The sequence below is a fragment of the Veillonella dispar genome (genome assembly GCF_900637515.1).
GTDB lineage: Bacteria > Bacillota > Negativicutes > Veillonellales > Veillonellaceae > Veillonella > Veillonella dispar.
The window spans coordinates 1,220,242-1,244,666 of sequence record NZ_LR134375.1 but is presented as its reverse complement, the minus strand read 5'-3'; the positions used below and the strand labels follow the sequence as shown (position 1 = coordinate 1,244,666).

At 38.0% G+C, this 24,425-nt stretch carries 23 protein-coding genes; 21 read left to right on the top strand and 2 right to left on the bottom strand.

What is annotated here, in order from left to right; translation table 11 throughout:
- Nucleotides 1-2 precede the first annotated feature (2 nt).
- The 12 genes from EL171_RS05795 to EL171_RS05740 all read left to right on the top strand — a co-directional run bounded on the left by EL171_RS05795 (nucleotide 3) and on the right by EL171_RS05740 (nucleotide 11,766).
- Nucleotides 3-986, top strand: coding sequence for a 3'-5' exonuclease (locus EL171_RS05795; RefSeq protein ID WP_005386888.1), 984 nt, complete (start codon nucleotides 3-5; stop codon nucleotides 984-986).
- Between the two features lie 70 nt (nucleotides 987-1,056).
- Complete coding sequence (locus EL171_RS05790; protein WP_005386887.1) at nucleotides 1,057-2,448, top strand: aminopeptidase; 1,392 nt, start codon at nucleotides 1,057-1,059, stop codon at nucleotides 2,446-2,448.
- 50 nt (nucleotides 2,449-2,498) lie between these two features.
- On the top strand, nucleotides 2,499-2,876 hold the full coding sequence (locus tag EL171_RS05785) for a hypothetical protein (protein ID WP_005386886.1): 378 nt from the start codon (nucleotides 2,499-2,501) through the stop codon (nucleotides 2,874-2,876).
- 131 nt (nucleotides 2,877-3,007) lie between these two features.
- Complete coding sequence (locus EL171_RS05780; protein ID WP_005386885.1) at nucleotides 3,008-3,985, top strand: ABC transporter substrate-binding protein; 978 nt, start codon at nucleotides 3,008-3,010, stop codon at nucleotides 3,983-3,985.
- A gap of 24 nt (nucleotides 3,986-4,009) precedes the next feature.
- On the top strand, nucleotides 4,010-4,990 hold the full coding sequence (locus EL171_RS05775; RefSeq protein WP_005386884.1) for an ABC transporter substrate-binding protein: 981 nt from the start codon (nucleotides 4,010-4,012) through the stop codon (nucleotides 4,988-4,990).
- 11 nt (nucleotides 4,991-5,001) lie between these two features.
- A complete protein-coding gene (locus tag EL171_RS05770) occupies nucleotides 5,002-5,874 on the top strand; it encodes an ABC transporter permease (protein WP_005386882.1) in 873 nt (290 codons plus the stop codon).
- A 10-nt stretch (nucleotides 5,875-5,884) separates the two neighbouring features.
- A complete protein-coding gene (locus EL171_RS05765; protein WP_005386880.1) occupies nucleotides 5,885-6,682 on the top strand; it encodes an ABC transporter ATP-binding protein in 798 nt (265 codons plus the stop codon).
- Nucleotides 6,683-6,853: 171 nt separating this feature from the next.
- Nucleotides 6,854-7,120 (top strand): 30S ribosomal protein S15, encoded by a 267-nt coding sequence (rpsO, locus tag EL171_RS05760; RefSeq protein WP_005386879.1) that lies wholly within the window; start codon nucleotides 6,854-6,856, stop codon nucleotides 7,118-7,120.
- Nucleotides 7,121-7,351: 231 nt separating this feature from the next.
- Entirely contained in the window at nucleotides 7,352-9,421 is a 2,070-nt protein-coding gene (locus EL171_RS05755) for a polyribonucleotide nucleotidyltransferase (protein WP_005386877.1), read from the top strand.
- Nucleotides 9,422-9,431: 10 nt separating this feature from the next.
- Nucleotides 9,432-9,881, top strand: a complete 450-nt coding sequence (gene dut, locus EL171_RS05750; RefSeq protein ID WP_005386875.1) for a dUTP diphosphatase — start codon at nucleotides 9,432-9,434, stop codon at nucleotides 9,879-9,881.
- A gap of 157 nt (nucleotides 9,882-10,038) precedes the next feature.
- Nucleotides 10,039-10,572 (top strand): NUDIX hydrolase, encoded by a 534-nt coding sequence (locus tag EL171_RS05745; RefSeq protein WP_005386874.1) that lies wholly within the window; start codon nucleotides 10,039-10,041, stop codon nucleotides 10,570-10,572.
- Between the two features lie 21 nt (nucleotides 10,573-10,593).
- Nucleotides 10,594-11,766 carry a phosphopentomutase gene (locus tag EL171_RS05740; RefSeq protein WP_005386873.1) on the top strand — a complete coding sequence of 391 codons (1,173 nt, stop codon included), beginning with the start codon at nucleotides 10,594-10,596 and terminating at the stop codon, nucleotides 11,764-11,766.
- Nucleotides 11,767-12,005: 239 nt separating this feature from the next.
- On the opposite strand, the gene EL171_RS05735 is transcribed toward EL171_RS05740, so the two are convergent.
- Together EL171_RS05735 and rpsT are read right to left on the bottom strand one after the other, a co-directional pair.
- Nucleotides 12,006-14,210, bottom strand: coding sequence for an RNA ligase (locus EL171_RS05735; protein WP_039969232.1), 2,205 nt, complete (start codon nucleotides 14,208-14,210; stop codon nucleotides 12,006-12,008).
- A gap of 143 nt (nucleotides 14,211-14,353) precedes the next feature.
- Nucleotides 14,354-14,614, bottom strand: a complete 261-nt coding sequence (rpsT, locus tag EL171_RS05730; protein WP_004692998.1) for a 30S ribosomal protein S20 — start codon at nucleotides 14,612-14,614, stop codon at nucleotides 14,354-14,356.
- Nucleotides 14,615-14,887: 273 nt separating this feature from the next.
- Here rpsT and polA point away from each other — a divergent pair, with 273 nt between their 5' ends.
- The 9 genes from polA to infB all read left to right on the top strand — a co-directional run bounded on the left by polA (nucleotide 14,888) and on the right by infB (nucleotide 24,418).
- Complete coding sequence (polA, locus tag EL171_RS05725; protein ID WP_005386868.1) at nucleotides 14,888-17,509, top strand: DNA polymerase I; 2,622 nt, start codon at nucleotides 14,888-14,890, stop codon at nucleotides 17,507-17,509.
- A gap of 34 nt (nucleotides 17,510-17,543) precedes the next feature.
- On the top strand, nucleotides 17,544-18,158 hold the full coding sequence (coaE, locus tag EL171_RS05720) for a dephospho-CoA kinase (protein ID WP_005386866.1): 615 nt from the start codon (nucleotides 17,544-17,546) through the stop codon (nucleotides 18,156-18,158).
- Nucleotides 18,159-18,306: 148 nt separating this feature from the next.
- Nucleotides 18,307-18,861: a lytic transglycosylase domain-containing protein gene (locus tag EL171_RS05715; RefSeq protein ID WP_005386864.1), complete on the top strand. Its 555-nt coding sequence runs from the start codon at nucleotides 18,307-18,309 to the stop codon at nucleotides 18,859-18,861.
- Complete coding sequence (locus tag EL171_RS05710; protein WP_005386862.1) at nucleotides 18,845-19,540, top strand: hypothetical protein; 696 nt, start codon at nucleotides 18,845-18,847, stop codon at nucleotides 19,538-19,540. The genes EL171_RS05715 and EL171_RS05710 overlap by 17 nt, the downstream gene beginning before the upstream one ends.
- A gap of 263 nt (nucleotides 19,541-19,803) precedes the next feature.
- Nucleotides 19,804-20,262, top strand: coding sequence for a ribosome maturation factor RimP (locus tag EL171_RS05705; protein ID WP_039969229.1), 459 nt, complete (start codon nucleotides 19,804-19,806; stop codon nucleotides 20,260-20,262).
- 17 nt (nucleotides 20,263-20,279) lie between these two features.
- A complete protein-coding gene (nusA, locus tag EL171_RS05700) occupies nucleotides 20,280-21,356 on the top strand; it encodes a transcription termination factor NusA (RefSeq protein WP_005386860.1) in 1,077 nt (358 codons plus the stop codon).
- A 2-nt stretch (nucleotides 21,357-21,358) separates the two neighbouring features.
- Entirely contained in the window at nucleotides 21,359-21,628 is a 270-nt protein-coding gene (gene rnpM / locus EL171_RS05695) for an RNase P modulator RnpM (protein ID WP_005386859.1), read from the top strand.
- Nucleotides 21,629-21,640: 12 nt separating this feature from the next.
- Nucleotides 21,641-21,946, top strand: a complete 306-nt coding sequence (locus EL171_RS05690) for a L7Ae/L30e/S12e/Gadd45 family ribosomal protein (protein WP_004693007.1) — start codon at nucleotides 21,641-21,643, stop codon at nucleotides 21,944-21,946.
- 15 nt (nucleotides 21,947-21,961) lie between these two features.
- Nucleotides 21,962-24,418 (top strand): translation initiation factor IF-2, encoded by a 2,457-nt coding sequence (infB, locus tag EL171_RS05685; RefSeq protein WP_005386858.1) that lies wholly within the window; start codon nucleotides 21,962-21,964, stop codon nucleotides 24,416-24,418.
- Nucleotides 24,419-24,425 lie beyond the last annotated feature (7 nt).

The window sequence follows — 24,425 nt, the reverse complement described above, 5'->3', positions numbered from 1 at the left end:
ATATGAACTATATTGTATTTGATTTAGAGTGGAATCAGCCCTATAGCAACGACATTAGCTTTATGAAGCGCACAAAAATGCCGTTAACAGGGGAAATCATTCAAATCGGAGCGGTAAAACTGAATGAAAAGATGGACATTGTAGATCATTTTACAATGTTCATCAAACCACAATATCTGCCACGGATGCACAAACATGTTCGTGAATTGACTGGTATTACATCTCGAGAGCTCGATCATGGTGTGCCATTTAAGACTGCTATGCAGTACTTTCAAAACTGGTGTGGTGATGAGTATATGCTGTTATCTTGGGGCTCTGATGACATTCTCATATTGCGTGAAAATCTGATGCTTCATAGGATGAAAGCGTTATCCTATGATCAATGGGTTGATGCACAGATGATTTATTCCTATCAACGATATGGTACAAGTCAACAGTATTCTGTAGCTCATGCCATGGAGGATCTTAATATATCTACCGAGCATTTATCAGCTCATAATGCGTTACATGATGCTGTGTTTACGGCACATATATGTCAAAAATTAGATATACCACAAGGTATTTTACATTATGATCAAATTCGAAAGGAAAGCAGTAATCCTTTCTTATATCCACCGATTCTGACATTTTTTATGTATGAAAACTTCCCTGAGAAGAAACGTATCGTTCATGATAGACGGGTTCGATTATCGTTCTGTCCATATTGTCAGACACGGTTAGAAATGACTAGGCCTGAACGATTACAAGGGGACAAGCATCTCGCCATCGGCGTTTGTCCTAAACACGGTGACTTTGCGGTGCAATTAAAAGTTGGAAAATATACGATTAAGTCCGGTAGTACTAAATTCTACGTTACAAAGGTATTGACCCATTGTACGGACGAAATTCGTTCTCTATATACTAAGAAGTCTGAAATCAATCGAGAAAAAGAGCTGAAATATTTAGAATTTCGCAAGGCGGAACTTGAAAAGGACCGCCAAAAATAATATTGTTAATGCAAGTTCACAACGATAGAGCCGTAATGGTTAAACTGTGAGCTTATAGAAAGGATAGATTATGGAACGTAAATATGCTTGGCATAATTATGATGATGCCACAATGGAAAAGGTATATGCCTTAAGTGATACATATCGTCAATTTTTAGATAATGGTAAAACAGAACGTGAATGCGTTGTACAAGCTGTTGAATTTGCAGAAGCTAAAGGATATGTAAACTTAAAAGATATTATTAAATCCAATACACCAATTAAAGCAGGTGACAAGATTTATTACACACATATGGATAAATCCATTGCTTTATTTAACATTGGTACCGATGATATTGAGTTGGGTATGAATATTTTAGGTGCTCATATTGACTCTCCACGTATCGATGTAAAGCAAAACCCACAATATGAAGATAGTAATTTAGTGTTTTGGGATACACATTACTATGGGGGCATTAAGAAATACCACTGGGTTGCTATGCCTCTTGCTATTCATGGCGTTGTAGTTAAAACAGATGGCACACGTATCAACATTAATATTGGTGATAAAGAAAATGACCCTGTATTCTGCATTACTGACTTGTTACCTCATTTGGGCCAAGAACAAATGCAAAAGAATGCAGCAAAGGTAATTGAAGGGGAGGCCCTCGATTTACTTATCGGCAGTCGTCCTGTAAAAGATGAAGAAAAAGAAGGGGTTACGAAATTTATTAATAACCTCCTTGAAAAAGAATATGGCTTCGTAGAACGTGATTTGTTATCTGCAGAGCTTGAAATCGTACCAGCAGGAAAAGCTCGTGATATGGGCTTTGACCGCTCCATGGTTATGGCTTATGGTCAAGATGATCGCGTTTGTGCGTATACATCTTTAGTGGCTATGCTTGAGGTAGACAATGTAAAACGTACGACTTGTTGTTTGCTTGTAGATAAAGAGGAAATAGGTTCTGTGGGCGCTACTGGTATGCAATCTCGTTTCTTTGAAAATGCAGTAGCAGAAGTGCTTACCCTTATGGGAAAACCTAACTCTGTAAGTGTACGACGTACATTGGAAAATTCTCGTATGTTATCTTCCGACGTTAGTGCTGGCTATGATCCGCTATATGCATCTGCTTTCGAAAAGAAAAATGCATCTTACCTAGGTATGGGTGTTGTATTCAATAAATTTACTGGTTCTCGTGGTAAATCTGGTTCCAATGATGCGAATGCTGAATATATGGGCTTTATTCGTCGTGTCATGGAATCTAATAATGTAACATATCAAACTGCAGAGCTTGGTAAGGTTGACCTTGGCGGTGGTGGTACCATTGCGTACATCATGGCCTTATACGGTATGAATGTTATCGACTGTGGCGTAGCCGTGCTTAGCATGCATGCTCCATGGGAGGTTACGTCTAAGGCGGATATTTACGAGGCTAAACAATGCTATGTTGCATTCTTAAATGCAGCTGATGAATCAATCTAAAATTATGGGGCTTTCACCATTGGTGAAAGTCCATTCTATGTGAGGTATATATGAAGCAAACAGATTTAGGTGCAGCTATAGAGGCAGCTAAGGGAGAGGCTACAGAGGTTAAGACTGTAAAGGTGGATATCTTTGATATTCCTGAAACAAAGGCAGAAGAGTATATTGCAAATCGTGAAGAGGTAGCAGAAGCTGCAGCACAGGTAATGAAACCTTACTGTGTAACAGTAAAGCGTGAAACGTTAGATCCTGAAGAAGGGGAAGCTGTTGTTGGGTATTATGTAACAGGTGAAATTTTAATGTGTGTTATCCTTGATCCATTTGAAGTGCCTGTTATGAAGGTTGCTCTCGATAAAGGGACCCTTAAAGACTATATTTTAGCGGCCAATGAGCTAACAGAAGACATGTTAGCATCGCTTGAAAAATAAGAGGATTTCAAATTTTTATGTGTCCTATAAATGGACAAATGTAAAATACTTTAATCTGCTACATTGATGTAGTAAAGAAATTTGTTTATAATAGATGTATTATAGTCATTGCAGATAGGAAGGAAATCCCCATGAATTTAAAAAAAGGTATTGCCCTAGCGCTCACGGCGGCAGCATTAATGGCATTTACAGGCTGTGGCTCCAATGGAACAACATCTAATGGTGAATACAAGGTTGGCGTAGTACAACTGGTAGAACATCCTGCACTTGATGCAGCAAACAAAGGTTTTGTTGATGCTCTAAAAGAAAAGGGCTTAGCTGATAAAATCACCTTTGACCAACAGAATGCACAAGCAGATCAATCTAATTTGAACAGCATTGCACAGCGTTTTGTATCTGATCGTAAAAACTTAATTTTAGCGATTGCTACACCAGCAGCTCAATCTATGGCGAATGCAACTCACGATATTCCAATCTTGGGTACTGCTATTACTGATTATGAAGCAGCTAAACTTGTTAAATCTAATGAACATCCTGGCGGCAATGTATCTGGTACATCTGATATGAACCCTGTAGAACAACAAGTTGATTTAATTTTAAAAGTATTACCAAATGCTAAGACAATTGGTACTATTTATAGCTCTAGTGAAGTAAACTCTCAAATTCAAGTCGAGAAAATGAAAGCTTACGCAGCTACAAAAGGTATTAAGGTTGAAGAGGTTACCGTTTCTAATGTAAACGATATTCAACAAGCAGCACAAAATCTTGTATCTCAACATGTAGATGCAATTTATGTACCAACAGATAATGTTGTAGCTTCTGCGATGAGCAATCTTGTAGCGATTACCGATCCAGCAAAAATTCCTGTGTTTGGCGGCGAAGATAACCACGTAAAAGGTGGTGCTGTAATGTCCTTGTCCGTAGATTACTACAAACTTGGATACCAAACAGGTTTAATGGCAGCTAAAATTTTAACTGGTGAAGCTAAAATTGAAGATATGCCTATTGAAATGCAAAAAGAATTTAAATTAGTTGTAAGTAAAGATAAATTACAAAAATTGGGCATCACATTACCAGAAGAATTGATGAACAAAGCAACTATGATTTAATACACAACTGGTAAGGAGTTACATATGAACTGGAAAAAAGGTATTGCAGTAGCACTTAGTGCTATCTCTATTATGGCAATGGTAGCTGGTTGCGGTTCCAATACAGCAACTAATGATCAAAAGAAAATCGGTGTTATTCAATTGGTAGAACATCCATCCCTTGATGCTGCTAACAAAGGGTTTGTTGATGGCCTTGCATCTAAAGGTTATAAAGATGGAGAGAACATTAAATTAGACCAACAAAATGCTCAAGCCGACCAATCTAATTTGAATAGTATTGCTCAACGCTTTGTATCTGATAAAAAGGATTTGGTATTAGCCATCGCAACGCCATCAGCACAAACTATGGCAAACGCATCTCATGATATTCCTATCATGGGGACTGCTATTACAGATTACGTAACAGCAAAACTCGTTCAATCTAATGAACATCCAGGTGGTAATGTATCTGGTACATCTGATATGACACCTGTAGAAAAAGAAGTTGACCTTATTATGGCATTGGTACCAAATGTAAAACGTATTGGTGCAATTTATACATCTTCTGAAATCAACTCCCAACTTCAAGTTGAAAAAATGAAAGCTTATGCAGCTACTAAAGGTATCACTGTTGTAGAAGCAACTGTATCCAACGTAAACGATATTCAACAAGCGGCTACAAATCTTGTAAACCAAGATGTACAAGCTATTTATACACCAACTGATAATGTGTTGGCATCTGCTATGGCTAACTTAGCTCAAATTACTGATGCTGCTAAAATTCCAGTATTTGCTGCCGATGAAGGTATGACAATGACTGGTGGTGTGGCAACATATTCTGTTGACTACTATAAATTAGGTTATCAAACTGGTTTAATGGCTGCAAAAGTGCTTTCTGGTGAAGCTAAAATTTCTGATTTAGCCATTGAAACACAAAAAGATATTAAGTTAACTGTTAATGAAGAACGTGCTAAAAAATTAGGTATCACAATTCCTGAAGCACTTCGTAAAGATATGAAACAATAGAGGAGATTTTGATGTTAGATTTAGTGGTAGGCACCATAACAACAGGTCTTTTATGGTCTTTGTTAGCGGTTGGTGTATTCATCACCTTCCGTGTATTAGATGTGGCTGACTTAACCGTAGAAGGTACGTTCCCAATGGGGGCGGCTATTTCCGCAATTTTAATTACTAGTGGTATGAACCCAATTCTTTCTATTTTGATTGCCGGCATTGGTGGTATGGCTGCAGGTGCTGTGACAGGATGGATTCATACAAAATTAAAGATTCCTGCATTGCTAGCTGGTATCTTAACAATGATTGCTTTATACTCCATTAATCTTCATATTATGGGGAAAGCTAATGTATCTTTGCTTCGTATGGATACAATTTATACAATTATTGGTAGCGTACTCCACACACCAAATATGTGGTCTGCAGCTATCGTAGGTGTTATCGTAGCTGTTGTAGTATGCTTATTACTATTCTGGTTCTTCGGTACAGAAATTGGTACAGCATTACGTGCAACAGGTGTTAACCCTCAAATGATTCGTGCTCAAGGTGTAAATACTGACAACATGATCGTTCTTGGTCTTTTGATTTCCAACGGTTTTGTTGGTATGTCTGGTGCATTGATTGGCCAATTCCAAGGCTTTGCCGACGTAGGTATGGGTATTGGTACTATCGTAATCGGCTTGGCTTCCGTAATTATCGGTGAGGTAGTATTTGGTACAAAATCCTTCGTACGTAGCCTCATCGCTGTAGTCCTTGGTTCTATCGTATATCGTATCGTTATTGCAGCTGTACTCTATATGGGTATGCCACCAAACGATTTGAAATTGTTCACTGCTATTCTTGTTGCCATCGCGCTTTCCTTACCTACATTGAAAGCAAAATGGTTGGCTCGTTAAGGAGGACACTATGTTAGAAGTAAAAAATATGGTAAAAACCTTCTTTAAGGGCACAATCAATGAAAAAACTGCTCTTCAAGGTATTGATCTTCGATTAGAAGAAGGCGATTTCTGTACTGTAATCGGTGGTAATGGTGCTGGTAAAAGTACGTTACTAAACTCCATCGCTGGTGTATTCCCAGTAGATGAAGGATCCATTACTATTAATGATATTGATGTAACAAAAATGCCAGAATACAAACGTGCTAAATACATTGGTCGTGTATTCCAAGATCCTATGGTTGGTACGGCAGGCAATATGCAAATTGAGGAAAACTTGATACTTGCTATGCGCCGTGGTAAAAACTTAGGTCTTAAATGGGCTTTCAAAGATAGTGAACAAGCATTCTTCAAAGAACGCCTTGCATTATTAGGTTTAGGCCTTGAAGATCGTTTATCTGCTCGTATGGGCTTGTTATCTGGTGGTCAACGTCAATCTATTACATTGTTGATGGCTACTATGCTTCGTCCAGACCTTTTATTACTGGACGAACATACAGCGGCTCTTGACCCTAAGACTGCAGAAAATGTTTTGCAATTAACAGATAAACTCGTGTCAGAACATAATTTGACAACTCTTATGATTACCCATAATATGCGTGATGCATTGCGCTTTGGTAATCGCCTCATCATGATGGATGCTGGTCGCATTATTTATGATGTAAAAGGGGAAGAAAAGAAAAAATTAACAGTTGCCGATTTATTACAAAAATTTGAAGTAGCTGGGGAAAATGCATTGAGCGACCGCATGGTGCTTGGCGCAAAATAATAGAAGAGGGCTGTGGCCCTCTTTTGTTTATTTACTGTATTTATTCTTTACAAGATAAGGTAGATACTGTATACTAAATAAGGTCGTAAGACATATCGTAAGCGAAGTATTCGAATCTCCAACGGTTACTTAAGCTTATCGGGATTATTTATTTTTTAGGAGGTAACATTAATGTTAACTACAGAAGCTAAATTAGCAGTAATTAAAGAATACGCTACTCATGAAGGTGACACTGGTTCTCCAGAAGTACAAGTTGCGATTTTGACAAGCCGCATCCAATACTTAACAGATCACTTGAAAGAACACAAAAAAGACCATCATTCCCGTCGTGGTTTGTTGAAATTGGTTGGTCAACGCCGTAACATGCTTGACTACCTTCGTCGTAAAGATATCGAACGTTACCGTTCCCTTATCGAACGTCTTGGTCTTCGTAAATAATAAAACTAGCCGTCCTATAGGACGGCTTTTTTATTTTATTTCTCTATGTTATAATAACGATAGGCAAAGGGAAACGAATGCCGATATTCAATTGTGGCAACACGAAAAAAAGGACAGAGCGGCAACTCTGTCCTTTTTATTGTGCTAATTGCTATAATAATTAGCTTATTTTTTCTTGATGATATATAATAAAAAAGTATACATATAAGAAGATTTTTAGGAGGAATAGGAATGGAACAATTCCAAATGGACCTAGCTGGTCGTACGCTTACGATCGAGACTGGGGAACTTGCAAAACAAGCTGGCGGTGCTGTAATGGTTGGTTATGGCGATACTCGTGTACTCGTTACCGCTACAGGTTCTAAAGAGGCGAAGGATATCGATTTCTTCCCACTTACAGTAGACTATGAAGAAAAAATGTACGCTGTTGGTCGTTTACCAGGTGGCTTTATTAAACGTGAAGCGCGTCCACCTGAATCTGCGATTTTGAATAGCCGTTTGATTGACCGTCCTATTCGTCCATTATTCGATAAAGGTGTACGTAATGAAGTACACGTAGTGGCAACTGTTATGTCTGTTGACCAAGATTGTGATCCTGCAATCTGTGGTATGATTGGCGCTTCCGCTGCATTGTCTATTTCTGATATTCCTTGGAATGGTCCTATCGCAGGCGTTCGCATGGGTCGTATCAATGGTGAATTTATTGTTAATCCAACAAAAGAACAATTGGAAGCAACAGATCTTAATATTGTTGTAGCTGGTACAAAAGATGCTATCCTCATGGTTGAAGGTGGTGCTCAAGAGGTTCCAGAAGAAACTATTCTTGAAGTTATCATGGCAGCTCATGAAGAAATCAAAAAAATCGTAGCTTTCCAAGAAGACATGAAAGCTAAAGTAGGCAAGGAAAAACGCGTATTCGAAAGCAAAGATGTGCCTGCTGAAATTGCTGAAGCTGTTCGTGCCTATGGTCATGATAAACTTGACGCAGCAGTACGTTGTGCAGATAAACAACAACGTGATGCACAAGAAAGCGAAGTACGTGCCGATGTATTAGCACACTTTGAAGAAATCTACCCAGATAACTTAGCGGATGTAAATAAAGCATTTGATGCAATGACAAAAGAAATCGTGCGTCATATGATTACTGTTGAAAAAATTCGTCCAGACGGTCGTAAACTTGATGAAGTACGTCCTATCTCTTGTCGTACAGGTGTATTACCTCGTACACATGGTTCTGGTTTATTTACGCGTGGTCAAACTCAAGTATTGAACGTTGCTACTGTAGCTCCATTGTCTGAAACTCAAACAATTGATGGCATTGGTTTAGAAACAGAAAAACGTTATATTCACCACTATAATTTCCCATCCTTCTCCGTAGGTGAAACTCGTTCCTCCCGCGGTCCTGGCCGTCGTGAAATTGGTCATGGTGCGTTGGCTGAACGTGCATTGGTACCTGTTATTCCTAGCGAAGAAGAATTCCCATATGCATTGCGTCTTGTATCCGAAGTATTGGAATCCAATGGTTCTAGTTCCATGGCATCTGTATGTGGTTCCACATTATCTTTGATGGATGCTGGTGTACCTATTAAAGCTCCTGTTGCTGGTATTGCAATGGGTCTTGTAACTCAAGGCGAACACTACACAATCTTAACAGATATCCAAGGTATGGAAGATGCTCTTGGCGATATGGACTTCAAGGTTGCTGGTACAGCAAAAGGCGTAACTGCTATTCAAATGGATATCAAGATTTCTGGCTTGTCCCGTGAAATCCTTCATGAAGCATTAGAACAAGCTCATAAAGGTCGTATGCATATTATGGGCATCATGCTTGATACAATTGCTGAACCACGTCAACAAATGTCTCAATATGCTCCACGCATCATTACAATGAAAATCGATCCAGATAAGATTCGCGATGTAATCGGTTCTGGCGGTAAAGTAATTCGTGGTATTATCGATGAAACAGGCGCTAAAATCGATATCGAAGATGATGGTACAGTATTCATCGCTTCTGTAGACCAAGAAGGTGCTGCTAAAGCTCAACAAATCATCGAAAACCTTACTAAAGAGGTTGAAGTAGGTGAAGTATACCTTGGTAAAGTAACTCGTTTGATGGCATTTGGTGCTTTCGTAGAGGTATTACCAGGTAAAGAAGGTCTTGTACACATTTCCAAACTTGCAAAAGAACGCGTTGAAAATGTAGAAGATGTAGTAAATGTAGGGGATGAGATTATGGTAAAAGTTATCGAAATCGATAAACAAGGCCGTATCAACTTGTCTCGTAAGGATTGTTTAAAATAAGAGGTGTTACATGGATATTCGTGGCTTTGAAGTAGTTTCTGCTTTTGAAGAACAAGATATCAATTTACCGACACGTAAAACAACAGAAAGTGCAGGCTATGATATTGAATGCGCTGAAGCTGTTACTTTAGAACCAGGTCAAGTAGTACTCGTTCCAACAGGTCTTAAAGCTTTCATGGCGTATGACGAATATCTTGCTATTCATATCCGTTCTAGCATGGCCATTAAACGCCATCTTGCACTTGTGAATAGTACTGGTATCATCGATAGCGATTACTACAATAATGAGGAGAACGAAGGTCATATCATGATTGCCCTCCTAAACTTTGGCAAAGAAACAGTTACCCTTGAAAAAGGCGAACGCGTTGCCCAAGGTATATTCTCTAAATACCTACTCACAAACGATGACGATGCAACAGGCGTACGTACAGGTGGTATCGGTAGCACTGGTACAATGTAAACTACATACAATTCTGAATAGAATGATGAAAGCCGCTCAACCTATGTTGGGCGGCTTTTTATAATTATATTTAGTTATAATTATATTAAGTTATGAATTATATATATTTATTTCTCTGTGTGGTATCATAATAGTTATAAACATTAAGGAGGCTATTATGGCAATTAGCAAAGAGATACAAAAGTCTAGCGAAATGAAGTTTGATGGTAAACTAATTAAAGTTACTTATGATATAGCAGATGTTAATGGTAATGAAGCATGGCGTGAGGTTGTTCATCATCCTGGTGCAACGGCTATTGTAGTTGTTACAGAAGATAATAAGATTGTAATGGAGCGTCAGTTCCGTTATGCTTTGCAACAGCCTTTGCTTGAAATTCCAGCAGGTAAATTGGATCCGAATGAAGAGCCTCTAACTTGTGCTAAACGTGAGTTAGCAGAGGAAACAGGTTATCGTGCGAACCAATGGATTCCGTTGGGCACAATTGCTACAAGTCCTGGCTTCTGTAATGAAGTGCTACATTTATATTTAGCAAAAGATCTTACTATGGGCGAAACTAATTGGGATCCAGACGAATATGTGGAACTTGAGTATTTTACTTTACCTGAATTATTAGAGGCTATCAAGGCGGAGCAAATTAAGGATAGCAAATCTTTGGCAGCCCTTATGCTAGCAATGCCGTACCTCAAATAATATTACATAATAGGAGGATATATGTTTAAACGAATTATCCTATTAGTTATGGACTCTGTTGGTATCGGTCACGCTGCTGATGCTGCAAAATTTGGTGATGAAGGTTCTAATACATTAGGTCATATTGAATCAACAGCAGGTAAAATTCATTGCCCAAATTTGAAATCTTTAGGACTAGGACATATTGCCGATATTGCAGATACCGGTGAAAGCATTAACGGTGCTTTTGGTCGTATGGCGGAGCTCAGCACTGGTAAAGATACAACAAGTGGTCATTGGGAGATGATGGGGCATCCTGTTACCGTTCCATTCCCAACCTTTTACGAAGGTTTTCCAAAAGAATTAATGGATACTTTCACAAAGGAAACGGGCTATGGTTATTTAGGTAATGAAGTTGCATCTGGTACAGAAATTATTGAACGTCTGGGAGCAGAGCACATCAAAACAGGTAAGCCTATTGTATATACCTCGGCAGATTCTGTATTTCAAATTGCCGCCCATGAGGATGTGATCCCTCTAGAGGAACTATATCATATATGTCAAATTACCCGTGATAAGGTTTGCGTTGGTGATTATTATGTAGGCCGTATCATCGCTCGTCCATTCGTAGGTGAGCTTGGCAGTTTTGTACGTACCTCAAATCGTCATGATTATAGTCGTATGCCAGAGAAAAAGATGGTACAACAAGAGTTACAAGATGCTGGTGTGCCAACAGTAGCAGTTGGTAAAATTGGCGATATTTATGCCCATGTAGGATGGGATGAAAGCTATCCAACAAAGACTAATTCCCATGGCATGAATATGGTTCCATACTTACTTGGTTCCTCCTTTGAGCGTGGTTTAATGATGGTTAACCTCGTTGAATTTGATAGCTTATATGGTCATCGCAGAAATGTAGAAGGATACAAACGAGCTATTGAGGACTTTGATTACCAGCTAGGCGGCTTATTGCAATTACTAAATGATGATGATTTATTACTCGTCACCGCAGACCATGGTAACGATCCAACTTGGAAGGGAACCGATCATACTCGTGAATTAGTACCTATTCTTGGTTATAGTCCACGTATTGATGGCCCCATAGACCTTGGTGATAGAAAAAGCTTTGCTGATATTGGGGAAACTATATTAGAAAACTTTGGTTTAAAACAATGGGATATTGGAACATCGTTTATGATGAAACTTAGTAAATAATTTTCTAATATGTTTTTCGTACTTTTAGGTTTAGAATCTATATTACTACCTATGTATGACACTGATATAATTTCAAAATAATAAAGATAATATGCTATATTGAGATACTACCAGTTAAAAATAAATAGTTTTAACTGGTAGTATCTTTAAAATAGTTAGTTACATCATAAAGAACGACCAACTTATGTACATCATAAGTTGGTCGTTTTTTACTTTATAGAAATATATTTCTTATTTAATTATAGCAAGCCTTTACTTTCCATCATTGCTTTAATATTTAGTAAGGTAGACTTACAAACTACATCATATTCTAGTGTACTCAAGAAATCTGCAAATTTTCTATCATCTTCGTTTTTACAGTTCTCATAAGGAATTTTACCGTTTTGTTGATATGGTTCTAGAATTCGATTTCGCCGGTACTTCCAAGTATTATAATAAGGACCTTTAAATTTTGTCATAAAGCCATTGCTATCGACTAACACAAAGCCTTCAGACTCATGATGTGAATTGAGTTCTTTATTTATGATGTTTGTCAGTTCGTCCATAGTATTTACTTGTTGAACTGTTTTTACAATAGATATCAATTGTGTATCATATTTCTTAAGGATGGAGTCTAGTTCTGCTAGCCTCTTTCTAGAGAATGATACATCAATATGTTTACCATTTACATCTAACGTATTTTGAATCATATCAAGTACATAAAGATGATCTTGGTCATATTTTATAATATGTGTATCTTCTTGGCTGATGACTTCAAACATCATAGAACAGCAATTACATTTTAATAATTCGTTGATTTCTTCTTGTAAGGCTTCAGGTAATTTTTGGAATAAATCTTTAAACAAATCTACATGCATACCTTCTGTAGTAGATTTAGAAGCAAAAATTAGTTCATCTTTGATAACACCAAGGATAGCAAGGTATCCATTTTCTTTAGTTCGGATTTCAACAGGGAAGGAGAGTGTATTAGCCAAATTATTTAACTCTGTTTCTGGCCGCTCATTGAGATTAAAGAATTTATTATAACTACGTAATTTCACATCTCCTGTTAAGCGATCTACAAATAATCCTCGCGCTTGTACGGTACTTTCGTTCCATAGTCGTTTATGGAATACACGAGAGGTGAAATTCAAGGAGTATAGGTTAGGGGAGCATTTTTTTACTTTTACTAATTTAGAATTACCTAAAATATTAATATCTTCATTTTGTGTGTAGATAAGATGTTGTGTCATGTTTTGGTATTCATGGCGCATGTAATCTTTATCGTACACATCATTTTTAATACCACTTTTAGTAAATGCATCTGCAGTAATATCAATGTATTTAAGCTCTCCACCAAATTCTACTTCTCCTTCTAAACAGAAGGAATATGTACCATCGGGAACACCGCGATGACCATGAATTTGAATAAAGTTTTGACACATACCTTTTTCGTAATTAGCATCATATATTTTAGCAATATCTGTTTCGTAAGCTCCAAAACCATTAATAAAGGTAGAGGTAGCTATAAAGGTCATATTAGGTACATAGGAAAGACCACCATGGGATACTAAATATTTCTTGCCATGGAAACTAAATGGATAACATTGACGAAGTGATTTATAAAAGAGGCGTAATTCTCGTTGAAGAGATTCAACTTCTTTTTTAGTCATATCTTTTATGATAGGTGCTACTACTTCTTTCATAAATCGTTTGGAACGATCTAAATTTGTATTGAAAGCAAAGTTTGCGATATGTCGTTCGTGATTACCTTCTAACATAATAGTATTAGGCAATGTACTAAGACGCATCATTTCGTACATCATTTCTTTATTTTCAATACCGCGTTCCAAATAGTCACCACAAAAGATGTAAAGTGTTTTTTCATCCCAAGGTGAGATAGCTTGTTGTAATGCCGTGTAACAACCGTGAATATCACCAATGATACGCACTCGTTCATATTGATTTGTCAAATCTACGGTAAAGTAATTGTTGATTTCATCGATAGAATTTATTTTCTTACAAAACTTTGGTAATGGTGTTGTCTTAATCACCTTGTGCATACGGTGAATGACTTGCTCCGGTACTCGTTTGTAATCTGTACGTTCTGCATTACGAGCCAAGCATTCTTCTAGTGATGTATCTGGTTCGTAGTAATATACAGTATATTTATATTTGTTAAGCAATTCTTTATATGCATTAACAGCTTTAGATGTAGTGTGGGTAGCATCTAAAACGACAAAGTCGCCATTGCTCATTCGTTTTTCTAAGCAATCTAGGAGGAGCTCCCAGGCCGGACCATTATCCTCTTGTGAAATATACCAACCGTCCTCACCAAGAGAAGGGCTGCGTAATAGCATACGGAAATGATCGGCTTCTAAGGTGTAAGCCTCAAGATTGTTGTCATGAATCCACTGAGACTTACCACTAGCAGGAGCACCACGCATTAATAATAGTGTTCTCATAGTAATAGTCCTCTAATCTGCCCATAGGGCGTAATAAAATATAACTGTATAAAAAACGAAAAGAATATTATTGAAAAATTGAAAAAAGCATAAAAAAACAGTCTCAACGGATATCCGAGAGACTGTCTTACTTGCTTTAGAAATTATAAAGCGTTTACTTTAGCTGCAAGGTTGGATTTTTTGCGAGCTGCAGTGTTTTTATGAAGTACACCTTTGGAGGCTGCTTTATCAATTACGCTAGTAGCATGAACAAGTGCTTGTTTTGCTTCTTCTACTGCGCCTGCTTGAACAGCTTCAACGGTTTTACGAGCTGCTGTACGGATTTGAGATTTTACAGCGGCGTTTTTCGCACGACGTTCAGCATCCGTTTTTACGCTTCTAATACTGGATTTAATGTTTGGCAATTGAGTCACCTCCTTAAAAATCGTTTCTTATACCTGAATGATTATATCATACCACATATTGATACGCAAGGACTTTTCAGCCCAATATTTTCCTTGTGAGTATGAAATATAAAACATTTTCTACTGTTCTTTAACTATAGCATATAAGTCTGTTTTATGAAATTAAGATTATTAATATATTTGCTAATGTTGTAATTAGTTAATTATTTTGATTTTAAAAGTTAGTTAGCTCCCTTATGTTATAATAAAGGATAGAATTAAGCGAGGTGTATTATGAAAAAATTAATGATTATAGATGGCAGTAGTTTGTTATTCCGTGCATTTTTTGCGTTACCACCGTTGAAGTCTGCTTTGGGGACTCCAACGAATGCAGTGTATGGTTTTTTAACAATGCTCATCAAATTATACGAAGAAATTAACCCTGATTATATTGCGGTAGCTTTTGATAAAGGTCGTCAAACATTCCGTACTGAAATGTATAGCGAATATAAAGGCAATCGTCCAGATGCACCAGAGGATTTACGCCCTCAATTTAGTCTTATTCAAGATGTATTAAAAGCTTTAGGTATTTGTGTTATTGAAGAAGAAGGCTTTGAAGGGGACGATATTCTAGGATCGTTGAGTAAGAAATTTGGTACACCAGAAATGGCTGTTAAAATTATTACTGGTGACCGCGATAACCTTCAACTCGTAACAGAACATAGTCATGTATTCCTAACTAAAAAAGGCATTTCTGACATGTTAGAGGTTACTCTTGATAACATGGAGGAACTTTATGGTTATGGCCCAGATAAGGTTATCGAAATGAAAGCTCTTATGGGGGATTCTTCCGATAATATTCCAGGTGTACCAGGTGTAGGTGAAAAAACGGCTCTTAAATTGATTACAGAATACGGTAATCTTGAATCTGTATATGACCATATCGAAGATATTTCCGGTAAGAAATTAAAAGAGCGACTCGTAGAAAATAAAGACTTAGCGTTTTTATCTCGTGAATTGGCAACCATTAAGACAGATATGGATTTATCTTACAAGGTTGAAGATTTTGTACAAAATTTCCATACCTCTGAGGTACAGCCTTTATTCGAAACCTTGGGATTTACTAAATTAACGCCTCGTATCGTACAAGTAATGGGCGGAGAGGAAGCAGCTTTTGGTGATTTGGGTTCTCTCTTTGCACCACAAGAAGAAATTTCTTTAGACGATGTAGCTGATGCTAAGGCTCTAACCCCTGACTTCTATACAGATAAAACAGTAGCAGTACATGTTGTACTCGATGGCAAAACTCCATTTAGAACTATTGAGACTGCCTATCTTTCTAATGGTGATACTATCGTTAAAACAAATGATACAAAGGCTGTTCTTGCGGTGTTACAAGGGGCTAAGGCCATTGTTACTACTCAAACAAAAGAACTAATAGAAGCATTAGGTGAAGAGTCGCCAGCTGAAATCTCTTTGTTTAATAATGACAATACTGCACGTATCCATGATATGTCTCTACTAGCGTATCTGTTAGATCCTACGCGTACTAACTACGGGTATCTATATTTAACGGAACGCTTCTCCGTGCCAAGCATTGCTAGTGGTAGTGTAGATGTAGAATGCGTGTCCATGGTGAAAGCTTTACTCGCTATGAACGAAGTAGCTTGTGAATCTGCACGCCGTGAAGAGCTTTGGTCTCTATATGAAACAATTGAGTTGCCATTGATTCATACTTTAGTAGTAATGGAGAAAAATGGTATATATATTGATACAAATAAACTGGCTGAAACGACAGCTCGCTTTAAAGATGAATTAGCCCAAGTACAACAAGAGATTTATGATCTTGCTGGTGAAACTTTCAACATAAACTCTCCAAAACAGTTGGGGGTTATCTTGTTCGAAAAGATGAACTTGCCAGTTATTAAGAAAACTAAGACTGGATATTCCACAGATGCTGAAGTACTTGATATGCTTCGTAATGAAAGTCCAATCGTTGAAAAAATCTTGGCCTACCGTTCTGTTGCTAAGTTAGTTTCTACTTACTTAGAAGGCTTGGCAGTTCTTATTAATGATAAGACTAAGCGTATTCACACTACCTTTAATCAAATGGTTACAGCTACAGGCCGTTTGAGCTCTTCTGATCCTAACTTACAAAACATTCCTGTTCGTACTGAAAAAGGCCGTGAAATTCGTGCCTTATTCTATCCAGGTGCAGGGTACGACACATTAGTGAGTGCCGATTATTCTCAAATTGAGTTACGTATTTTAGCGCATCTTTCTGGCGATGAAGCTTTGATCAAAGCATTCGTTGATGGTAAGGATATTCACCGATTTACTGCGGCAGAGGTACTAGGTAAAGCCCAAGAGGATGTAACAAGCGAAGAGCGTTCTCATGCTAAGGCTATTAACTTCGGTATTATTTATGGTATTTCTGACTTTGGCTTATCTCGCGACCTTGGCATCACACGGGGGGAAGCTAAAAACTATATTGATTTATACTTTAGCCGTTATCCTAAGGTTAAAGAGTACATGGATCGTATGGTTCAGGAAGCCCATGAAACTGGTAAGGTTCGCACTATGTTCGGCCGTCAACGCGAACTTCCTGATATTAACAGCCGTAACTTTAACCGTCGTTCCTTTGCTGAACGTACGGCGATGAATACACCAATTCAAGGTACTGCTGCAGATATTATCAAGTTAGCAATGAACCAAGTTGAGCAAAAACTAGAGGAAGGAAACTTCAAATCTCGACTTTTATTACAAGTACATGACGAACTTGTATTAGAAGTAGTAAATGAAGAATTAGAAGCAGTTGAAGAATTATTGCGTTCTACCATGCAATCTGTCGTAGAATTACATGTTCCTCTTATTGTAGATGTGCATCATGCTGAGAACTGGGCATTGGTAAAATAGTTTAATTGATAGTATTACGTGTTAGAAGGTATATATGTTTAAAATAGGCTTAACTGGTGGTATTGCATCAGGCAAGAGTACAGTCCTTACCTATTTTAAGGACAAAGGAATACCCTATATCGATGCTGATATTGTAGCTCGCGAAGTAGTAGAGCCAGGGACTAAGGGCTTAAAGGCCATTGTAGATACCTTTGGTTCTCATGTTTTACAGGATGATGGCACACTCAATCGTGAAGCGCTTGGTGCTATAGTCTTTCACAATGAAGAAAAACGACAATTATTAAATAGCTGTCTAAAAACGCATATTCGCAATCGTATTTTGGAATTAACATCTCAATATGAATCGGTTAATACACCGATTTTAATCTATGATATTCCATTACTCATAGAGGGGGAATGGTATACCATGATGGATGAGGTTTGGCTTGTTTATGTAAACGAGCCTACTCAGAAAGATCGCTTAATGAGTCGCAATGGATATACCAAAGAGGATGCTTTGGCTCGCATTAATAGTCAAATGCGACTAGACGATAAACGCTCTTATGCAGATCTAATTATTGATAATAATGGTACGCCTCAGGCTTTGACCGCAAAATTAGATACAATTTGGAGTGAGCGTCTAGAGCCGATTTTACAAAAACCTCAATAATAACAATAGATGTGTCAAAATTTGTATATAAAAAATAGTATTAAATGGTATAATAAGCCCATGAAATTTAGTATTATAGTATCCTAGCATTTGGTTACAGCTAGATTATGGTAAATGTTATAGTAGTTATATGTAGAAAGGGGGATTTATGAAACGTGCAACGGCAACGGCGTTATCGTGCGTCGTACTTGGGTGGTTTTATTTTGCTCATTTAGATGATCCTTTAGCGCGTCAAGTGGCGTACCCCTTTAACTATAGAGATGTAGTGATGGCTGCAGCTGAGAAGGAACAGGTTCCACCATCCTTGGTGGCTAGTGTTATCTTAGCTGAAAGCAAATATAAGAATACTGCTGAGTCAGAAACAGGTGCTCTTGGATTGATGCAACTCATGCCAGATACAGCACGTTGGGTTGCTCAACAAGTTGGTCATGGTAATTATACAGATCGTCAGCTAAAAGAGCCTGAAACAAATATCGAGTTAGGAACATGGTATCTAGGCCATTTATTAAAAGAATTTAATGGCGATGAGGTGCAGGCGTTAGCTGCGTATAATGCGGGACGCGGCCATGTCGAATCCTGGATTAATGAGAACAAATGGAATGGCATGGTTGATACTATACCATTTCCAGAAACACGTAGCTATGTAAAAGCTGTTTTACAGTATCAACAGAAATATGAGGCATTATATGGAAACGATTATTGAAGCTTGTAAAGCATTAGATTATTCATGGTTGCCTCAGCAGATTGGGGGATTTACCTTAGTAGCATCCAATGAATCTGATTACACTGTGCTACTTGAACGCCTTATAGCAGGTGAAGAGGTATTAAAGGTACCTATTTTCCATTATCAAAATAATCTAGGGTGGCGATGGTCTGCCTTATATGATAAAGAGGTAGAGGACTATACGGTTCATATTGAAATGCCACTCTTTTCCTTTGTGGATATTTCGTTTGTACGGGCTGATTTAGAGTCGTTCTGGAAGGGGTTACAAGATCGATGTGTCAAAGGTTTAACTAATATGTTAATCGAGCCAGCGAATAACTTTACCTTTACGTATCGTCGCCGAGGCATACCTGATTGGGATTTTTCCGAGGTCATGCCTAAAGAACTGGAAGGTTTTATATGTGATGTTGATCCAGCTCACGGAATTCGGATGATTAATGGTTCTTTTATTATCGGTGAATATCGTAAGATGGATGAATGTACTGGATTATTGCTATATTATAACGAATTACGTGATGAGTACTTTGCAGAGCTTCGTTATAAAAACTATCCTGAAATAGACCATCATTTAGATGCTAAAAATTTAGTTGATTTAACCGCTGTTCTTCGTGAGCATCTAGGTCCTATATTGAAAGGGTTAAATGAGCGGGTTGACTAATAATTGTAAAGTGTGACTATGCTATTTTTTGAGTTATTTTATATTTGTATGAAATAATCTAAGTGGGAGTGTTTGGTTAAAGCCCATAAGAAAGCGTAGAATTTGTATATACACAGTAAATGTGATATACTATATATGACTTTTATATAAATCTTTTAAAAGAGTGGGCTTATGTCCACTCTTTCATTTATGATTAGCCTAATTATAAGGTGTTTGTAATCAAGAGATATATACAAGATGTAGTAATAAAGGAGGCGATGGCTATGAAGAGAGAAGCAGTAGAGGAATTTGTATCCTCTGTAGTTGAAGGTATTATAGCCGGCACCGAAATGGAACTAGTCGATGTAGATTACGTTCGTGAACGCGATTGGTATTTACGTGTCTATCTCGACAAACCAGGTGGTGTGGATTTGGATGACTGTCAGTTGGTTAGCGAAAAACTAAGTGCTGTGCTCGACGAAAAAGATCCAATTACGGAAAACTATTTATTGGAAGTATCTTCTCCAGGCCTAGATCGAGTTCTTAAGAAGGATAAGGATTTGGTTCGCTATAATGGTCGTGATGTTGATATCCAGCTATTTAAACCGATTAATGGCAGTAAGCAATTTACTGGTGTATTAGAAGGTTTTACAGACACAACTATCGATTTTACTATCAATGGCGAAAGCATGACATTCGAACGGTCTGCCATTGCACAAATTCGATTACATCTTGATTTTTAATATATGGAGGCATACGAGTGAGTCAAGAATTAATTCAAGCGGTAATGGTGCTTACAAAGCAAAAAGGTTTTGCTCCTGAGGTTATTTTTGAATCCTTAGAGGCTGCATTGTTGCAAGCATATCGCAAAGAACCAACATCTAATCCAGATGCGTACGTTGTGATTGACCGTGAAACAGGCGATTATAAAGTAATGGCTAAAAAACAAGTAGTGGAAACTGTGGAATTGCCAGAAACAGAAATTAGCTTGTTAGAAGCGCGCAAAATTGACAAACGTTTTGAAATTGGCGACGTAGTAGAAGTCGATGTTACTCCAGCTAACTTTGGCCGTAGTGCTGCCCATACTGCAAAACAAATGCTTATTCAACGTTTGAAAGAGGCTGAACGCAGCGTAGTATACGAAGAATACTATAGCCGTGAAGGCGATATCATTACTGGCGTTATTACACGTGTTGAAGGTAAAAATGTATTTATCAATTTAGGTAAAACAGAAGCAATCTTGCCTCCTACTGAGCAAATTGCTACAGAAACATATCGCGAAGGAGATCGCATTAAATGCTATATCGTAGAGGTTAAGAAAACTACGAAAGGGCCTCAAATCATGATTTCCCGCACACATCCTGGTTTATTAAAACGCCTCTTTGAGTTAGAGGTACCAGAAATTTATGAAGGTGTGGTAGAGCTTAAATCCGTAGCTCGTGAGCCAGGTATGCGTTCTAAGATTGCTGTTTATAGCCGCGATGAAAATGTTGACCCAGTAGGTGCTTGCGTAGGTCCTAAAGGTCAACGTGTACAACATATCGTTGATGAGTTACATGATGAAAAGATTGATATCGTTAAATGGGATGAAGATCCAGCAATTTATATCGCAAACTCTTTGAGTCCAGCAAAGGTTGTATCTGTTGATGTAAGTGAAGAAGAAAAATCCTCTTACGTTGTAGTTCCTGATTATCAATTATCCTTAGCCATTGGTAAAGCTGGTCAAAATGCTCGTCTAGCTGCGAAGTTAACAAACTGGAAAATCGATATTAAAAGCGAAACTCAAGCTGCTGAAGAACCTTTTACAGGTTTTGGCAATGCTGAGGATGGTGAATAGTCATGAAACCGAAATCCCAACCTATGCGAACTTGTGTAGGATGTGGTGAGCCTAAGGCGAAACGTGAATTGATTCGTGTAGCTTTGAGCCCAGACGGTAACATCAGTATTGATCGCACTGGTAAAGCACCAGGACGTGGAGCCTATCTATGTGAATCCATGTCGTGCTTTGAGCAAGCTTATAAGGCAAAACGATTAGAACGGTCATTAAAGCATAGTGTATCAAAAGAGATATACGAAGCGTTACAACGTGATTTACAAGAGAATGAGTAATCACTGATATAGATGAATGAAGATAAAATTTTGAATCTCTTAGGTCTAGCACAACGAGCAGGTAAAGTTATTTCCGGTGATTTCATCGTAGAAAAGGCTATAAAGAGAAAGGAACCGAAATTGGTACTTCTCGCTGGTGACTGTGCAGCCAACAATGAAAAGAAATATACTCAATTAGCAGAGACACATCATATTCCACTTCATAGTATTGCCAATAAAGAGGCCTTAGGAACGGCCATTGGTAAGGAAGTTAGGGTAGTAGTCGCCGTACTAGATGATGGATTTGCAAAGGCATTATTAAAAGAGATTGATCGATAATAAGGGGGTATGTAGATGTCCAAAAAGCGCGTCCATGAAATCGCCAAAGAGTTCGGCGTAGAAAGTAAGCAGGTTATTTCTATTTTGCAACAACATAATGTAAATGTTACTAAAGCAGTTAATTCTGTAGATGATTCTGGTTATGAAATTGTTAAAAAACAATTAGGTAAGAAATCTAAAGCACCTAAAGTAGCACAAAAAACAGAACAAAAAGTAGAACAAAAATCTGCTCCAACTGCAGCTCATAAACAAGAAGCTGCACCACATAAACAACAACATCAAAATCGTTCTAACGAACACAAAAAGGATAATTACAAACAAGGTGGTCAAAAACAAGACGATCAATCTAAACAAAATGACCATAAAAAGGGCAATGTACGTCATGTACAAATCTCTGAGCCTACACGTAAATCCGAAGGTAACCAACAATCTGGTGACCGCGCTAATAACCGCCCTAACAACAACAGAAATAATGATAATCGTAATAACGGTCGCCCTAATGATGCTCGTAATAACGATAATCGCAATAACGACAATCGAAACAATGATAACCGCAATTCTAATAACAATGATCGTCGTAACAAGAAGAATAAAAAAGGTGGCAATAACCGCCCTCAATCCTTGTTATCTACATCTATGCAAAAGAAAAAGAATCGCGTAAAACATCGTAACGAACAATACTTACAACAAAAAGCTGAAGCTGAACGTAAGGCTGAAGCAGCGATTGCTACAGAAATCGAATTATCTGGTCCTTTAACTGTTAAAGAACTAGCTGAAAAAATGGGTCGCGAAGTATCTGAAATCATCAAAAAATTGATGCTTTTAGGTGTTATGGCTAGCATTAACCAAGAGGTTGATGTTGATACAGCTACAATCGTAGCTGAAGAATTTGGTGTAACTGTAACAGAAGTAGAACCTGAAGAAGATCCAACAGATGTTATTGAAATTGAAGATGCACCAGAAACATTGAAACCTCGTCCTCCAGTTGTTACTATCATGGGTCACGTTGACCATGGTAAAACATCCTTATTGGACGTAATTCGTCAAACTAATGTAACAGCAGGCGAAGCAGGTGGTATCACCCAACATATCGGTGCATACCAAGTTCGTTATAACGACAATAAAATTACATTCCTTGATACTCCAGGTCATGAAGCGTTTACGGCTATGCGTCTTCGTGGTGCAAAATCTACAGATATCGCAGTTCTTGTAGTAGCTGCCGATGATGGTGTAATGCCTCAAACTATTGAAGCCATTAACCATGCTAAATCTGCTGATGTACCAATTATTGTTGCTATCAACAAAATGGATAAACCAGGTGCTAACCCAGACCATGTTAAACAACAATTGTCTGAACATGGCCTTTTACCAGAAGAATGGGGCGGCGATGTAATCATGGTTCCAGTTTCTGCTAAACAAAAACAAGGTATCGACGACTTGCTCGAAAATATTTTGCTCGTAGCAGAAGTTATGGAATTAAAAGCGAATCCTAACCGTAAAGCTTACGGCGTGGTTATCGAGGCTCAACTTGATAAAGGTCGTGGTGCTGTATGTACCGTATTAGTACAAAAAGGTTCCCTTCGTGTAGGTGACACTGTACTTGCTGGTACTGCTTATGGTAAAGTACGTGCCATGACAAATGAACGCGGTGAAAAGGTAAAAGTAGCTCGTCCTTCTATGCCAGTAGAAATCTTGGGCTTCTCAGAAGTTCCACAAGCTGGTGAAATCATCAATGGTATGGATGATAACGAAGCACGTGCAATCGCAGAAAAACGTATTGCTAAACAACGCGTTCAAGAATTGCAAGCTACTCATAAAGTTACATTGGATGATATCTTCAATCAAATTCAACAAGGTGAGTTAAAAGATCTTAATATCATCATTAAAGCAGACGTTCAAGGCTCTGTAGAAGCATTGCGTCAATCCTTGGAAGGCATTAAAAATCCTGAAGTACGTATCGTTATCGTTCATGCTGCAGTAGGTGCTATTAATGAATCCGATATCATGTTGGCTTCTGCATCTAATGCGATCGTTATGGGCTTCAATGTACGTCCTGATGCTAATGTACGTCGCGCTGCAGAAAATGAAAAAGTTGACCTTCGTACATATCGCGTAATCTACGATGCTATTAATGACGTTGAGTCTGCGATGCGTGGTATGTTGGCTCCTCAATTCAAAGAGGTTGTCGTTGGTCGTGCAGAGGTACGTCAAGTTATTTCTACACCAAAAGCTATCGTTGCCGGTTCTTATGTAACAGAAGGTCGTATTACTAACGATTCTGAAGTACGTTTGATCCGTGATGGTATTGTTGTATTTGAAGGTAAGGTTGACTCTTTACGTCGATTCAAAGACGAAGTAAAAGAAGTTAAAACATCCTTCGAATGTGGTATCTCCTTAGAAGGTTACCGCGATATCAAGGAAGGCGACGTAATTGAAGCGTACTTGATGGAAGAAGTTGCACCTCAAATATAGGAGGTTT

What these genes read in the sequence shown, in the direction of transcription:
- EL171_RS05795 (WP_005386888.1), top strand. Translation starts at nt 3, where the DNA reads ATGAACTATATTGTATTTGATTTAGAGTGGAATCAGCCCTATAGCAAC.
- EL171_RS05790 (WP_005386887.1), top strand. Translation starts at nt 1,057, where the DNA reads ATGGAACGTAAATATGCTTGGCATAATTATGATGATGCCACAATGGAA.
- EL171_RS05785 (WP_005386886.1), top strand. Translation starts at nt 2,499, where the DNA reads ATGAAGCAAACAGATTTAGGTGCAGCTATAGAGGCAGCTAAGGGAGAG.
- EL171_RS05780 (WP_005386885.1), top strand. Translation starts at nt 3,008, where the DNA reads ATGAATTTAAAAAAAGGTATTGCCCTAGCGCTCACGGCGGCAGCATTA.
- EL171_RS05775 (WP_005386884.1), top strand. Translation starts at nt 4,010, where the DNA reads ATGAACTGGAAAAAAGGTATTGCAGTAGCACTTAGTGCTATCTCTATT.
- EL171_RS05770 (WP_005386882.1), top strand. Translation starts at nt 5,002, where the DNA reads ATGTTAGATTTAGTGGTAGGCACCATAACAACAGGTCTTTTATGGTCT.
- EL171_RS05765 (WP_005386880.1), top strand. Translation starts at nt 5,885, where the DNA reads ATGTTAGAAGTAAAAAATATGGTAAAAACCTTCTTTAAGGGCACAATC.
- rpsO (WP_005386879.1), top strand. Translation starts at nt 6,854, where the DNA reads ATGTTAACTACAGAAGCTAAATTAGCAGTAATTAAAGAATACGCTACT.
- EL171_RS05755 (WP_005386877.1), top strand. Translation starts at nt 7,352, where the DNA reads ATGGAACAATTCCAAATGGACCTAGCTGGTCGTACGCTTACGATCGAG.
- dut (WP_005386875.1), top strand. Translation starts at nt 9,432, where the DNA reads ATGGATATTCGTGGCTTTGAAGTAGTTTCTGCTTTTGAAGAACAAGAT.
- EL171_RS05745 (WP_005386874.1), top strand. Translation starts at nt 10,039, where the DNA reads ATGGCAATTAGCAAAGAGATACAAAAGTCTAGCGAAATGAAGTTTGAT.
- EL171_RS05740 (WP_005386873.1), top strand. Translation starts at nt 10,594, where the DNA reads ATGTTTAAACGAATTATCCTATTAGTTATGGACTCTGTTGGTATCGGT.
- EL171_RS05735 (WP_039969232.1), bottom strand. Translation starts at nt 14,210, where the DNA reads ATGAGAACACTATTATTAATGCGTGGTGCTCCTGCTAGTGGTAAGTCT.
- polA (WP_005386868.1), top strand. Translation starts at nt 14,888, where the DNA reads ATGAAAAAATTAATGATTATAGATGGCAGTAGTTTGTTATTCCGTGCA.
- coaE (WP_005386866.1), top strand. Translation starts at nt 17,544, where the DNA reads ATGTTTAAAATAGGCTTAACTGGTGGTATTGCATCAGGCAAGAGTACA.
- EL171_RS05715 (WP_005386864.1), top strand. Translation starts at nt 18,307, where the DNA reads ATGAAACGTGCAACGGCAACGGCGTTATCGTGCGTCGTACTTGGGTGG.
- EL171_RS05710 (WP_005386862.1), top strand. Translation starts at nt 18,845, where the DNA reads ATGGAAACGATTATTGAAGCTTGTAAAGCATTAGATTATTCATGGTTG.
- EL171_RS05705 (WP_039969229.1), top strand. Translation starts at nt 19,804, where the DNA reads ATGAAGAGAGAAGCAGTAGAGGAATTTGTATCCTCTGTAGTTGAAGGT.
- rnpM (WP_005386859.1), top strand. Translation starts at nt 21,359, where the DNA reads ATGAAACCGAAATCCCAACCTATGCGAACTTGTGTAGGATGTGGTGAG.
- EL171_RS05690 (WP_004693007.1), top strand. Translation starts at nt 21,641, where the DNA reads ATGAATGAAGATAAAATTTTGAATCTCTTAGGTCTAGCACAACGAGCA.
- infB (WP_005386858.1), top strand. Translation starts at nt 21,962, where the DNA reads ATGTCCAAAAAGCGCGTCCATGAAATCGCCAAAGAGTTCGGCGTAGAA.